At 62.2% G+C, this 13,134-nt stretch carries 12 protein-coding genes and 1 pseudogene; 5 read left to right on the plus strand and 8 right to left on the minus strand.

Translation table 11 applies throughout. The features are described from left to right. Both MMS95_RS07580 and MMS95_RS07585 read left to right on the plus strand, forming a co-directional pair. Positions 1-213: pseudogene (locus tag MMS95_RS07580) on the plus strand (LuxR family transcriptional regulator); the annotation flags it as partial. 183 nt (positions 214-396) lie between these two features. Then, the gene (locus MMS95_RS07585; protein WP_015377182.1) at positions 397-2,022 is read left to right on the plus strand and encodes an FMN-binding glutamate synthase family protein; all 1,626 of its coding nucleotides are present in this window, start codon (positions 397-399) and stop codon (positions 2,020-2,022) included. A gap of 108 nt (positions 2,023-2,130) precedes the next feature. Here the strand turns inward: MMS95_RS07585 and betA are convergent, their stop codons facing one another. The 4 genes from betA to MMS95_RS07605 form a co-directional block, all read right to left on the minus strand. Beyond that, a complete protein-coding gene (gene betA, locus MMS95_RS07590) occupies positions 2,131-3,798 on the minus strand; it encodes a choline dehydrogenase (RefSeq protein ID WP_004939099.1) in 1,668 nt (555 codons plus the stop codon). 135 nt (positions 3,799-3,933) lie between these two features. Further along, the gene (gene betB, locus MMS95_RS07595) at positions 3,934-5,406 is read right to left on the minus strand and encodes a betaine-aldehyde dehydrogenase (protein WP_242141545.1); all 1,473 of its coding nucleotides are present in this window, start codon (positions 5,404-5,406) and stop codon (positions 3,934-3,936) included. A 14-nt stretch (positions 5,407-5,420) separates the two neighbouring features. Beyond that, a complete protein-coding gene (gene betI / locus MMS95_RS07600; RefSeq protein ID WP_033633738.1) occupies positions 5,421-6,023 on the minus strand; it encodes a transcriptional regulator BetI in 603 nt (200 codons plus the stop codon). Between the two features lie 71 nt (positions 6,024-6,094). Continuing rightward, positions 6,095-6,433, minus strand: a complete 339-nt coding sequence (locus MMS95_RS07605) for a hypothetical protein (RefSeq protein ID WP_134954089.1) — start codon at positions 6,431-6,433, stop codon at positions 6,095-6,097. Here MMS95_RS07605 and MMS95_RS07610 point away from each other — a divergent pair. Next, entirely contained in the window at positions 6,424-8,463 is a 2,040-nt protein-coding gene (locus tag MMS95_RS07610; RefSeq protein WP_004939112.1) for a choline transporter, read from the plus strand. The two genes, MMS95_RS07605 and MMS95_RS07610, sit on opposite strands and share 10 nt — an antisense overlap. 44 nt (positions 8,464-8,507) lie before the next feature. Here the strand turns inward: MMS95_RS07610 and MMS95_RS07615 are convergent, their stop codons facing one another. From MMS95_RS07615 to MMS95_RS07630, 4 genes are all read right to left on the minus strand, one after another. Further along, complete coding sequence (locus tag MMS95_RS07615) at positions 8,508-8,978, minus strand: DUF417 family protein (RefSeq protein WP_033637683.1); 471 nt, start codon at positions 8,976-8,978, stop codon at positions 8,508-8,510. Between the two features lie 64 nt (positions 8,979-9,042). Further along, positions 9,043-9,333: a pentapeptide MXKDX repeat protein gene (locus MMS95_RS07620; protein ID WP_015377176.1), complete on the minus strand. Its 291-nt coding sequence runs from the start codon at positions 9,331-9,333 to the stop codon at positions 9,043-9,045. Positions 9,334-9,392: 59 nt separating this feature from the next. Then, positions 9,393-10,169 carry a molybdopterin-dependent oxidoreductase gene (locus tag MMS95_RS07625; protein WP_176326001.1) on the minus strand — a complete coding sequence of 259 codons (777 nt, stop codon included), beginning with the start codon at positions 10,167-10,169 and terminating at the stop codon, positions 9,393-9,395. A gap of 10 nt (positions 10,170-10,179) precedes the next feature. Further along, positions 10,180-10,791, minus strand: coding sequence for a cytochrome b/b6 domain-containing protein (locus MMS95_RS07630; protein WP_242141546.1), 612 nt, complete (start codon positions 10,789-10,791; stop codon positions 10,180-10,182). A 150-nt stretch (positions 10,792-10,941) separates the two neighbouring features. Here MMS95_RS07630 and MMS95_RS07635 point away from each other — a divergent pair, with 150 nt between their 5' ends. Then, positions 10,942-11,655: a response regulator transcription factor gene (locus MMS95_RS07635; RefSeq protein WP_021504276.1), complete on the plus strand. Its 714-nt coding sequence runs from the start codon at positions 10,942-10,944 to the stop codon at positions 11,653-11,655. A 3-nt stretch (positions 11,656-11,658) separates the two neighbouring features. Continuing rightward, a complete protein-coding gene (locus MMS95_RS07640) occupies positions 11,659-13,125 on the plus strand; it encodes an ATP-binding protein (protein WP_242141547.1) in 1,467 nt (488 codons plus the stop codon). The last annotated feature ends 9 nt before the right edge of the window (positions 13,126-13,134 follow it).

Here is a 13,134-nt window from a genome sequence, read left to right on the forward strand (position 1 = left end):
AGCAAAGAACCGGGCGGTATCCGGGTGCAGAAAACCCGCGAGCTCAGCCCGGCGGAAAGCGACGTGATCTTCAATCTGCTGCGCGGCGACAGCCTGCTGCATATCGCGGAAAAACGCGGCACGCACCCGAAAACCATCTTCTCGCAAAAATACAGCGCGATGAAAAAGCTGCGGCTGCGCAGCATGAGCACCATCTTCGTCGCCGGCAAATAAACATCTTGGCTTGTTGCGCGGCACGCCGCGCGGCAACCCCTCCCTTCCGCCAGGTTAAATTAATGTAACAACCGGCGACAAAGCAGCAACAGACACACAACATCCTCTCCTGTTGGTTACGATTTGCACACGGATTATCCGTGAGTCATGTCGTGTGGATTAAAATAAACATCAGGAGATGTTATGAAGTCGTCCTTATTCAGCCGCTATACCTGCTTTGTGCTGAGCATCTTGCTCACCCTGGTTTTCTTGATCATGATGCACAACCATCCCTGGTTCTGGCTGCCGGCCCTGGCCTGCGGTTGCCTGATGGTGCTGGGTATCTACGATCTCACGCAGCAGCGCCACGCCATCTGCCGCAACTACCCGATCATCGGCCGCCTGCGCTTCTTCTTCGAGTTCATCCGTCCGGAACTGCGCCAGTATTTCCTCGAGCAGGATAATGAAGAGATCCCGTTTTCGCGCACCCAGCGCACGCTGGTGTATCGCCGGGCGAAAAACGAGATGGGTGACAAACCGTTCGGCACCCTGCTGGACGTGTATCAAACCGGCTATGAGTGCATCGGCCACTCCATGCGGCCGGTGGAAGCCGCCGACCCAACCAGTTTCCGCATCACCATCGGCGGCGCCGACTGCCGCCAGCCCTACTCCGCGTCGATCTTCAACATTTCGGCCATGAGCTTCGGCGCACTCTCCGCCAACGCCATCCGCGCGCTCAACCTCGGCGCGGCCAAGGGTAACTTCTACCACGACACCGGTGAGGGCAGCATCAGCCGCTATCACCGCGAAAACAACGGCGACCTGGTGTGGGAGCTGGGCAGCGGCTATTTCGGCTGTCGCACCGCCGACGGCCATTTCGATCCGCGCCGCTTTGCCGAACAGGCGCAAAGCCCGCAGGTGAAAATGATTGAAATCAAGCTCAGCCAGGGCGCCAAGCCGGGCCACGGCGGCATTCTGCCGGCGAAGAAGGTAGATGCGGAAATCGCCGCCACCCGCGGCGTGCCGGAAGGCGTGGATTGCATCTCGCCGGCCTCGCACAGCGCCTTCACCACCCCGCTGGAAATGATGCAGTTCATCCAACAGCTGCGCGAGCTGTCAGGCGGCAAACCGGTCGGTTTCAAGCTGTGCATCGGCCACCCGTGGGAGTTCGTCGCCATCGTCAAGGCGATGCTGCACACCCGCATTCTGCCGGACTTCATCGTGGTGGACGGCAAGGAGGGCGGCACCGGCGCCGCGCCGCTCGAACTCTCCAACTATATGGGCATGCCGCTGCGCGAAGGGCTGCTGTTCGTGCATAACACGCTGGTGGGCTGCGGCCTGCGCGACCAAATCAAGATTGGCGCCAGCGGCAAGATCATCAGCGCCTTTGACATCGCCAGCGTGCTGGTGCTCGGCGCCGACTGGGTGAATTCGGCGCGCGGCTTTATGTTCGCCGTCGGCTGCATCCAGTCGCAAAGCTGCCACACCAACCACTGCCCGACCGGCGTAGCGACGCAAGATCCGCTGCGGCAAAAGGCGCTGGTGGTACCGAACAAGGCGGAACGCGTCTACCACTTCCATCAGAATACGGTGAAAGCGCTGGCAGACATGCTGGCGGCGGCCGGCGTCAGCCGCCCGGAGCAGCTGACCTCGCACCATATGCTGCGCCGCATCACGCCGACCGAGATCAAGGTGTACGCCGATATCTATTACTATCTGGAGCCGGGCGCGCTGCTGCAGCCGGAGATCAAAAGCGAGTTCTACGCCCGCATGTGGCGCATGGCGACGCCCACCAGTTTCGATCAGGCGATCTCGCTGCCGGCGGCATGATGGGATAAGGGATAAAAGAGAGTTGCCCCCTCGTCTTGGGGAAGAGCATATGGAGAGGGGTTGCTTGCTACGGCGGCCCTCCCCCTCAACGGCGAGAGGGCGTGTCGGTTACTGCTTGCGCACCGGCGCATCGCCGGCGACGTAGTAGTCGGCGGTGCTGCGCGGCAGCGGCGCGCGCTGGCGAATGCGGTCGGCGATCTTTTCGGCGATCATGATGGTGGTGGCGTTCAGGTTGCCGGTAATGATCAGCGGCATGATTGACGCATCCACCACCCGCAATCCTTCCATGCCGTGCACCCGGCCCTGGCCGTCGACCACCGCCATCTCGTCTTCGCCCATCTTGCACGAGCAGGACGGGTGGAAGGCGGTTTCGGCGTGCTCACGCACGAAGGCGTCCAGCTGCTCGTCGGTCTGCACCTCCGGCCCTGGGCTGATCTCGCGGCCGCGGTATTCGTCCAGGGCCGGCTGCGCCATGATTTCGCGCGTGATGCGGATAGCGTCGCGGAACTCCTGCCAATCCTGTTCGGTCGACATGTAGTTGAACAGAATGCTCGGGTGCTGGCGCGGATCCTTCGACTTCACCTGCACCCGGCCGCGGCTCGGCGAACGCATCGAGCCGACGTGGGCCTGGAAGCCGTGCTCTTTCACCGCGTTGCTGCCGTTATAGTTAATCGCCACCGGCAGGAAGTGATACTGAATGTTCGGCCAGGCAAACTCTGCGCGGCTGCGGATGAAACCACCGGCCTCGAACTGGTTGCTGGCGCCGACGCCGGTGCCGTTGAACAGCCATTCCGCGCCGATCTTCGGCTGATTGAACCATTGCAACGCCGGGTACAGCGACACCGGTTTCTTGCAGGCGTACTGCAGGTACATCTCCAGGTGGTCCTGCAGGTTTTCCCCTACCCCCGGCAGATCGTGCACCACGTTGATGTCCAGACTTTTCAGCAGCGCCGCCGGGCCGACGCCCGAACGCTGCAGAATTTGCGGCGAGGCGATGGCGCCGGCGCACAGCAGCACTTCGCGGCGCGCTTTGGCATGGGTCAGCTGATTGCTGTCGCCCTGCAGATAGTTGACGCCCACTGCGCGCTTGCCGTCGAACACGATATGGTCGGTCAGCGCATGGGTGACGATCTTCAGGTTCGGCCGGGAACGCGCCTGATCCAGATAACCGCGGGCGGTGCTGGCGCGGCGCCCCTTCGGCGTCACGGTGCGATCCATCGGGCCGAAGCCTTCCTGCTGGTAACCGTTCAGATCGTCGGTGCGCGGATAGCCCGCCTGCACGCCGGCTTCCACCATGGCGTGGAACAGTTCGTTGTTACCGGCCTTCGGCGTGGTGACGCTCACCGGGCCATCACCGCCGTGGTAATCGTTCGGGCCGATATCGCGCGTTTCCGCCTTGCGGAAATACGGCAGACAGTCCAGATAGGTCCAGTCTTCCAGACCCGGCGCCTTGGCCCAGTTGTCGAAATCCATCGCGTTGCCGCGAATGTAACACATGCCGTTGATCAGGGACGAACCGCCCAGACCTTTGCCGCGGCCGCATTCCATCCGGCGGTTGTTCATGTGCGGCTCAGGATCGGTTTCATACGCCCAGTTATAGCGGCGGCCCTGCAGCGGAAACGCCAGCGCGGCCGGCATCTGGGTACGGAAATCCATCCGGTAATCCGGGCCGCCGGCTTCCAGCAGCAGGACGCTGACGTCGGCGTCTTCAGTCAATCGGGTGGCTAACACGTTGCCGGCGGAACCGGCACCGATAATGATGTAGTCAAATTCCATTCATTATCTCCTTACTTTATTGGCCTGCATGAGACGAAAACGCGAAACGCGGATCCGCAACAGGCGGTGTATTTGGCTCTCGGGGAGTGTCGGCCGCAGCCAACCCGGCTGCGGCTCGAAAGACGACGGGGATAGTTAAAATACCGAGGCGTATTCGCCCAGCTCAACCTGCACCGATTTGATCTGGGTGTAGTGCTCCAGCGTGGTCAGGCCGTTTTCGCGGCCGACGCCGGACTGCTTGTAACCGCCGACCGGCATTTCCGCCGCCGACTCGCCCCAGGTGTTGATCCAGCAAATGCCGGCTTCCAGCTGGTGGATCACGCGGTGCGCGCGGGCCAGATCGTGGGTCACCACGCCCGCGGCCAGGCCGAAGGTGGTGTCGTTGGCACGGCGCACCACTTCCTCTTCACTCTGGTAGCTGAGAATGCTCATCACCGGCCCGAAGATCTCTTCGCGCACGATTTCCATGTCGTCGCGGCAGTCGCTGAATACCGTCGGCGCCACGTAAGCGCCCTTGCCGAATTCACCGTGGGTGACGCGTTCGCCGCCGCACAGCAGGCGCGCGCCGCTGTTTTTGCCGCTCTCGATAAAGCGCAGCACCGATTCCATGTGCGCAAAGCTGACCAGCGGCCCGAAGTTGGTTTGCGGATCGGTCGGATCGCCGAGGCGAATGCGCTTCACGCGCTCGAGAATTTTCGCCTCAAACTGCGCCTGCAGCGCCGCCGGCACAAAGACGCGGGTGCCGTTGGTGCACACCTGGCCGGAACTGTAGAAGTTGGCCATCATGGCGATATCGGCGGCGCGATCCAGATCGGCGTCGTCGAAGATAATCAGCGGCGACTTGCCGCCCAGCTCCATGGTGACTTCCTTCAGCGTCGAACCCGACGCGTTGGCCATCACCTTCTTGCCGGTTTTCACCCCGCCGGTGAAAGAGACTTTGGCAATGCCCGGATGGTCGGTCAGATATTGCCCCACTTCCGCCCCGCTGCCGGTCACCACGTTGAACACGCCGTCCGGCAGGCCGGCTTCGGTGTAGATTTCCGCCAGCTTCAGCGCCGTCAGCGACGTGACTTCACTCGGTTTGAAAATCATCGCATTGCCCGCCGCCAGCGCCGGCGCGGACTTCCACAGCGCAATCTGAATCGGGTAGTTCCAGGCGCCGATGCCGGCCACCACGCCCAGCGGTTCGCGGCGGGTGTAGACGAACGAGGTATCGCGCAGCGGGATCTGCTCGCCTTCAATGGCCGGGATCAGGCCGGCGTAGTACTCCAGCACGTCGGCGCCGGTGACGATGTCCACCGCGGTGGTTTCCGACATCGCTTTACCGGTATCCAGCGTTTCCAGCGCCGCCAGCTCATCGTTGCGCTCGCGCAGAATATCCACCGCGCGACGCAGGATGCGCGAACGCGCCATCGCCGTCATCGCCGCCCACACCTTCTGCCCGCTGGCCGCGCTGGCCACCGCACGATCGACGTCTTCAGCGCCGGTGGACTGGACTTCAGCCAGAACTTCGCCGTTCGCCGGATTAATGGCGTTGAAGGTTTTTCCAGCGGTGCTGTCTACATAGGCGCCATGAATATAGAGCTTCTGCAAGCCAAAACGGGACATAGGATCTCCTTGAGTTATCCTCCGGGCAGCGTTTGCCCCCGGAGTTGGAACGTGATGTATTCGGTCGTGAGCGCCAGCGCCTGCGCCTGATTGAACGCGGAGCCGCGCAGCGCGCTGCGCAGCCACAGCCCATCGATCAGCGCCGCCAGCCCCTTGGCCGCCAACCGCGCCTGCGGCTGCGGCATGACGCGGCGAAACTCGGCGCACAGGTTGGAATAAAGCCGGCGGCCGTTCACCTGTTGCAGTCGGTTGAGCTGCGGCTGGTGCAGGCTGCTGGCCCAAAAGGCCAGCCAGGTCTTCATCGCCGCGCTGTTGATCTGGCTGTCGTCGAAGTTGCCGGCGACGATCGCCTGCAGCCGCGCCGCCGGGCTGTTATCGGTCAGCGCCTGCAACCGCAGCTTCACCGCCTCGCCCAGGTGGCTGATCAGATAGCGCATCGTGGCTTCCAGCAGGCCGTTCTTGTCCTTGAAATAATGGCTGATGATGCCGTTGGAAACGCCGGCCCGCCGCGCGATCTGCGCGATGGTGGCGTCATGCATTCCCACTTCGTTTACCGCGGCGAGCGTGGCATCAATCAACTGCTGCCTTCTGATTGGCTGCATTCCTACCTTTGGCATATTTCGACTCTCACAAAACCGACTTCGGCCTTATCTCAGCGGGCAAATTTCACTGCCGTTTCGCCCGTGATTCAGGTCATCATGCGGACTATTAAACTTTTTTTTGATTGAACGTTCAATAAAAATTGCATATATTTTATTGCCGCCTGGTTAAAAATTTGTACTATCTGGTTGTGGAACTGGCTGATTTTTGTGAGGTAATTAACGAATCTGACCAAAATCAGTGGCTGTAAGCGGTTCCCACCGCGAAGCGCTCCGGTGCTTCGGCAACAGGCGAAAGCGGCGTTACTCAGGCCATTCCGATGGGGATGGTCGCCGCCTTCATTCGCCCGTTTTTCGGCGGCGCCAACGCGCCCCGAAATGCGGAGCGGCACGATTTTACTCAGTTCAGAGGATGACGATGACAACACGCGAAACCTCCTCCAAACCGCAGCAGGACCGCCTCAACCCTGTGGTTTTCTTCACCTCGGCGGGGCTGATCCTGGCCTTCTCGCTGATGACCATCTTTTTCACCGACTTCTCCGGGCAGTGGATCACCCGCACGCTGAATTGGGTGTCGACCACCTTCGGTTGGTACTACCTGCTGGCGGCGACGCTGTACATCGTGTTCGTGGTGTTTATCGCCGCCTCGCGCTTCGGTTCCATCAAGCTCGGGCCGGAGCAGTCCAAGCCGGAGTTCAGCCTGATGAGCTGGGCGGCGATGCTGTTCGCCGCCGGCATCGGCATCGACCTGATGTTCTTTTCGGTCGCCGAGCCGGTGACCCAGTACATGATGCCGCCGGAAGGCGACGCGCAAACGCTGGAGGCCGCGCGCCAGGCCATGGTCTGGACGCTGTTCCACTACGGCCTGACCGGCTGGTCGATGTATGCGCTGATGGGCATCGCCCTCGGCTACTTCAGCTATCGCTACAATCTGCCGCTGACCATCCGCTCGGCGCTGTACCCAATCTTCGGTAAGCGCATCAACGGCCCGATCGGCCACAGCGTGGACATCGCCGCGGTGCTAGGCACCATCTTCGGCATCGCCACCACGCTGGGCATCGGCGTGGTGCAGCTCAACTACGGCCTCAAGGTGTTGTTCGAGATCCCGGAAAACCTGACGGTGCAGGGCTCGCTGATCCTGCTGTCGGTGATCATGGCCACCATCTCGGTGACTTCGGGCGTTAACAAGGGCATCCGCATCCTGTCCGAGCTGAACGTGCTGCTGGCGCTGGGCCTGATCCTGTTCGTGCTGTTCTTCGGCGACACCGAGTTCCTGCTCAACGCGCTGGTGCTCAACGTCGGCGATTACGTCAATCGCTTTATGGGCATGACGCTCAACAGCTTCGCCTTCGATCGGCCGGTGGAGTGGATGAACAATTGGACGCTGTTCTTCTGGGCCTGGTGGGTGGCGTGGTCGCCGTTCGTCGGCCTGTTCCTGGCGCGCATCTCGCGCGGGCGCACCATTCGCCAGTTCGTGGTCGGCACGCTGATCATACCGTTCGTGTTCACTCTGCTGTGGCTGTCTATCTTCGGCAACAGCGCGCTGTACCAGATCATCCACGGCAACGCCGAGTTTGCTCAGGAAGTGATGCAGTTCCCGGAGCGCGGCTTCTACAGCCTGCTGGCGCAATACCCCGGCTTCACCTTCAGCGCCTCGGTCGCCACCATCACCGGCCTGCTGTTCTACGTCACCTCGGCGGACTCCGGCTCGCTGGTGCTGGGTAACTTCACCTCGCGCCTGGCCGACATCAATAATGATGCGCCGAACTGGCTGCGGATTTTCTGGTCGGTGGCCATCGGCCTGCTGACCATCGGCATGCTGATGACCGACGGTGTGCCGGCGCTGCAGAAAACCACGGTGATCATGGGTCTGCCGTTCAGCTTCGTGATCTTCTTCGTGATGGCCGGGCTGTACAAATCGCTGCGGGTGGAGGACTACCGCAAGGCCAGCGCGCTCAGCACCCTGGCGCCGGTGCCAGTCTCCAGCCACGACGTGCTCAACTGGAAACAGCGCCTGTCGCGGGTGATGAACTACCCGGGCACGCAGTACACGCAGAAAATGTTGGATAAGGTTTGCCGCCCGGCGATGCAGGACGTGGCGCGCGAGCTGGAGTTGCGCGGCGCGAAAGTGGAGTTCAGCGAAGTGCCGCCGACCGAAGACGAACGCCTGAACCACCTGGAGCTGCTGGTGCACCTGGGCGAGGAACAGAACTTCATCTATCAGATCTGGCCGATGCGCTACTCGGTGCCGGGCTTCACCTACCGCGCCCGCTCCGGCAAGTCGCACTACTACCGGCTGGAAACCTTCCTGATGGAAGGCACCCAGGGCAATGACCTGATGGACTACAGCAAGGAACAGGTGATTGGCGATATCCTCGACCAGTACGAGAAGCACCTGAACTTCCTGCACATTCATCGCGAAGCGCCGGGGGGCACCCTGACCTTCCCGGATATGTGACGGTCAATCAATAACCAGAGGGCGTAGCCAGGCTACGCCCTTTTTTATGCCTGCTCGGCCGGCAAGTCGGCTTTCAGCAGCACCAGGGAGCCGGCCAGCAACACCAGATCCTTGATTAAAAAGCTGGTGGCCCCGGCCATGGCGGGAAAACCGCCGGCGGAGGGCTCCCAGGCGCCCGGCGTGGAAAAGATCAGCGTCAGCGTGGTCAGGTAGGTCACCGTCGATCCGATCGCCCCCAGCAACCCCAACCGCCGCGACCAGAATCCCGCCAGCAGCAGCAAACCGAAGCTCCATTCAGCGACGCCTAATGCATAACTGGCACCGCGAATGCCGAACGCCTGATGCATCCAGCTCAGCAGCGGGCTGTTGCCGATCAGCGGCACCAGCCCCTGCGCCTCGTAATCAAACCATTTGGCGTAGCCGAAGGCGGCGAAGATCACCACCAACGCCGCGCGCATAAAGATAACGTCCCCGTTCGAGCGCTGAAAGCGCCGCAGCCATGTCGCCAACATCATCCTCTCTCCTTATGCTGCCCGCAGCCGCCGCGGTTTGCCGCTTGCGGCCGCGGGGTGAGGCGGCTTAGTGCCCCATCGCATCCTTTTTCATCTCGTCTTTCTTCATGCCGTCTTTGGCCATACTGTCTTTCGCCATGCCATCCTTTTTCATGGCGTCTTTGCCCATTTTGTCTTTCTTCATGCAGTCCTTGCCCATGCACTCTTTCTTCATCCCATCTTTCGCCATGCCGTCGTGCGACATCTGGCTCATGCCGTCCTTTTTCATCGCGTCTTTACTCATGCCGTCCGCGGCGTTGGCGCCGGCCACGCCCAGCATCAGCGCGCTGCACATCATCATTGCGAATAACTTTTTCATGGTATTTCCTTCCGTCATGTCAAAGGCACCGGAGTGCCGGAGAATGGCCGGCGGCCGCCTCAGCTGCCGCCAAACCAGTTGTAGCCCTGGTCTTCCCAGTAACCGCCCGGGAAGCGGTTGGTGACCTCGATCACCTGAATGTGTTTCGGATTCTTGTAGCCCAGCTTGGTCGGCATGCGCAGCTTCATCGGGTAGCCGTACTTGCGCGGCAAGATCTGGCCGTCGTAGGTCAGCGCGATAATCGTCTGCGGATGCAGCGCGGTGGCCATATCGATGCTGGTGTAGTAGTCGTCGGCGCATTTGAAGCTGACGTAGCGGGCGCTCAGATCCGCGCCGATTACCTTAAGAAAGGTGGCGAACGGCACGCCGCCCCACTTGCCGATGGCGCTCCAACCCTCGACGCAAATATGACGCGTCACCTGGCTGACCTGCGCCATCCGATGCAGCTGCGGCAGGCTCCAGGCGCGCTTGTCCTGCACCAGCCCCGCCACCTCCAGCCGATAGTCGTCGCCGTTGATGTCGGGCGCGTCCTCCTCGGCGTAAAAGGCGTTGAACGGGAATGGCCGGGTGATCATCGATTCCGGGTAGACCGGCGCCAGGCGATCGCCGTTGAACAGCCAGCCCTGCACCCGATCGTTGAGGCGCGAAATGCGGCTCAGCGCCTGTTCAACGTTGGCGTTGCCGCTGAGATCGCAGCCGGTGAGCATGGTGATGCCGCCCAGCGTCAGGCCGTTGCGCAGAAAGCGGCGGCGGGACGACGCGGTCAACAAGCGCTGCGCTTCTTTGACGATCGCCTGCCCTTCAACGATCGTCATGATCGGTTTATCCTTTTTCATCGTGAACTCCTTAACGTCCGCGCAGCATGGCCAGCAGCGTGCGGGGCACCAGCGCCACCATCACCAGATGGATCGCGACGAAGGCCACCAGCGCCGACATGGCGAAAAAGTGGATATATCGCGCCGCCTCATAGCCGCCGAGCAGCGTGCGCAGCAGCGGAAACTGCACCGATTTCCACAGCACCAGTCCGGACAGCGCGCTTATCACGCCGAGGAGCATCACCGACAGATAGGCCACGCGCTGCACCATGTTGTAGTGGCGCAGGTCGGCGTGCTGCAGCCTGCCGCGCAGCGCCGCGCCGACATCGGCGAGAAACTGCCTCGGGCTGAGCGGCCAATATTTGCGTTTGAAGCGCCCGCTGGCGAGGTTCAGCAGCAGGTAACACAACCCGTTGACGCCAAACAGCCACATGCCGGCGAAGTGCCACTGCAGCGCGCCGCCCAGCCAGCCGCCAAGCGTCAGCTCGTTGAGAAAACCGAAGTTGAACAGCGGCGAGGCGTTATAGATGCGCCAGCCGCTGGTGACCATGATCAGCATCGCCAGCGCATTCAGCCAATGCGTCAACCGCAGCCAGAGAGGATGTACGGTCTGTCGTTGTTCCGGGGTGAGGGTGAAGCTCATAGCGATTCCTGCCAGCTAACGATGCGATGAGCCCAGTATTCCCCGGATTTGTTCCCCAAGACCTCACGCAAAGTTAAATAAAATGTGATAACTCCGCCGGTGGCGGTTGTGTAGACTTCAGAGAGAATCGGGCAATCAGCGGTAATGAGAATGGACAAGCCAAAACGAATTTTGATCGTCGAGGACGACGGCGACATCGCCGATCTGCTGCAGCTGCATCTGCGTGACGAGGGTTACGCCATCAGCCACGCCGCCGACGGCAATCAGGGCATGGCGATGCTGGAACAGGGCGGCTGGGACGCCCTCATCCTCGATCTGATGTTGCCGGGCGTCGACGGATTGGAGATTTGCCGCCGGGCGCGCACCATGACGCGCTACACGCCGATCATCATCACCAGCGCGCGCTCCAGCGAGGTGCACCGCGTGCTGGGGCTGGAGCTGGGCGCTGACGACTATCTGGCCAAACCTTTTTCCATGCTGGAGCTGGTGGCGCGGGTCAAGGCGCTGTTTCGCCGCCAGGAGGCGATGAGCCGCAACCTGCGTCTGGACGCCGGCGCGCTCAGCTTCAACGATCTGACCATCGATCCTATCGCCCGCGAGGTGCGCCTGCACCAACAGCCGATCGAGCTGACGCCGCGCGAATTCGACCTGCTGTACTTTTTCGCCCGCCACCCGGGCCAGGTATTCTCGCGCCTCAGCCTGTTGAATCAGGTCTGGGGCTATCAGCACGAAGGGTATGAGCACACCGTCAACACCCATATCAACCGGCTGCGCATCAAGATTGAGCGCAATCCGGCGGAACCCGAGCGCATCCTCACGGTGTGGGGCATGGGCTATAAATTCGCGGCCGCGCCGCAAGAGTGAGCCATGAAAAACCTTACGTTAGCGCAACGCCTCACGATTATCTTCGCGCTGCTGATCGTCATCGGCTGCGCCTTTTCCGGCTGGATGCAGGTGCGCAGCAATACCCAGTACAGCCAGGCGGTGATCCAGCGCCTGTCCGGCAACCTGGCGCAGCATATCGCCGAGAGCAATCCGCTGCTGGGGGTGAACGGGCCGGAGCCGCAGGCGGTGCATACCCTGTTCGACCAACTGATGGCGGTGAATCCCAGCGTTGAGGTTTACCTGCTCGACAAACAGGGCGCAATCATCGGCAACGCCGCGCCGGCCGGGCATCTGAAGCGGCAGCGGGTCGCGCTGGCGCCGCTGCAGGCGCTGCTCGATGGCGCGCAGATGCCGGTGTATGGCGACGATCCGCGCAGCGCGGACGGGCGCAAGGTGTTCAGCGTTGCGCCACTGAAGGTCGACGGCCGGGTCGAGGGCTATCTGTATGTGGTCTTGCTCGGTGAAGAGTACACGGCGCTGGCCAGCAACGCCCAGTTCAACTCGGCGGCCAGGATGGCGCTGTGGACCTCCGGGGTGATGGTGCTGTTCAGCCTGCTGGCCGGCGGTTTCGCGTTCTACTGGGTCACTCGCCCCATCCGGCGCCTGACCCGTCAGGTCAATGCGCTGGACAGCGGCGGCATCGAGGCGGTGCAGGCCTACGCGGCGCGGCCGGCGGCGCCGGCCGGGCGCGACGAGGTCAGCCAGCTGCAACAGGCCTTTCAACGCATGGCGCAGCGCCTCGCCGAACAGTGGCAAACGCTGGCGCAGCAGGATCGGCTGCGGCGCGAATTCATCGCCAACGTCTCGCACGATCTGCGCACCCCGCTCACCTCGCTGCACGGCTATCTGGAAACGCTGTCGGTCAAGGCCGCCACCCTGAGCGACGCCGATCGGCGGCGCTATCTGGAGATCGCCCTGGCGCAGAGCCGCAAAGTGGGCAAGCTGGCGCAGGAGCTGTTCGAGCTGGCGCGGCTGGAGTACGGCGTGGTGAAACCGCAGAAAGAGCCCTTCTCCCTCAGCGAGCTGCTGCAGGACGTGTTCCAAAAGTTCGAGCTGGCGGCGGAGGCGCGTAATCAGCGGCTGCATGCTGACATCGCCCCCGGCGTGCCGCCGGTGTTCGCCGATCTCAGCATGATTGAGCGGGTGCTGACCAACCTGCTGGACAACGCCATTCGCCATACGCCGCCCGGCGGCGACATCGGCGTGCGGCTGTGGCGGCAGGAAGATCGGGTGATGGTGCAGGTCAGCGACAGCGGCCCCGGCATTCCGCAGACGCTGCGCGCCGATCTGTTCGTGCGGCCGTCTGTCCTGAGCGGCGCCCGGCGCCCTGCGGGCGGGCTGGGGTTAATGATCGTGCGGCGCATTCTGCAGCTGCACGACAGCGACATTCAGCTGATCGAACAACCGCAAAGCGGCGCCTGCTTCCGCTTTGCCATTCCGCCGCGTTAATCCGGCTTA

This window comes from Serratia sp. PGPR-27, from assembly GCF_022678525.1.
Classification (GTDB): Bacteria; Pseudomonadota; Gammaproteobacteria; order Enterobacterales; family Enterobacteriaceae; genus Serratia; species Serratia nematodiphila.

Excerpts from the sequence above, each read along its gene's own strand:
- MMS95_RS07585 (WP_015377182.1), top strand. The coding sequence starts at position 397 with ATGAAGTCGTCCTTATTCAGCCGCTATACCTGCTTTGTGCTGAGCATC.
- betA (WP_004939099.1), bottom strand. The coding sequence starts at position 3,798 with ATGGAATTTGACTACATCATTATCGGTGCCGGTTCCGCCGGCAACGTG.
- betB (WP_242141545.1), bottom strand. The coding sequence starts at position 5,406 with ATGTCCCGTTTTGGCTTGCAGAAGCTCTATATTCATGGCGCCTATGTA.
- betI (WP_033633738.1), bottom strand. The coding sequence starts at position 6,023 with ATGCCAAAGGTAGGAATGCAGCCAATCAGAAGGCAGCAGTTGATTGAT.
- MMS95_RS07610 (WP_004939112.1), top strand. The coding sequence starts at position 6,424 with ATGACAACACGCGAAACCTCCTCCAAACCGCAGCAGGACCGCCTCAAC.
- MMS95_RS07615 (WP_033637683.1), bottom strand. The coding sequence starts at position 8,978 with ATGATGTTGGCGACATGGCTGCGGCGCTTTCAGCGCTCGAACGGGGAC.
- MMS95_RS07620 (WP_015377176.1), bottom strand. The coding sequence starts at position 9,333 with ATGAAAAAGTTATTCGCAATGATGATGTGCAGCGCGCTGATGCTGGGC.
- MMS95_RS07625 (WP_176326001.1), bottom strand. The coding sequence starts at position 10,169 with ATGAAAAAGGATAAACCGATCATGACGATCGTTGAAGGGCAGGCGATC.
- MMS95_RS07630 (WP_242141546.1), bottom strand. The coding sequence starts at position 10,791 with ATGAGCTTCACCCTCACCCCGGAACAACGACAGACCGTACATCCTCTC.
- MMS95_RS07635 (WP_021504276.1), top strand. The coding sequence starts at position 10,942 with ATGGACAAGCCAAAACGAATTTTGATCGTCGAGGACGACGGCGACATC.
- MMS95_RS07640 (WP_242141547.1), top strand. The coding sequence starts at position 11,659 with ATGAAAAACCTTACGTTAGCGCAACGCCTCACGATTATCTTCGCGCTG.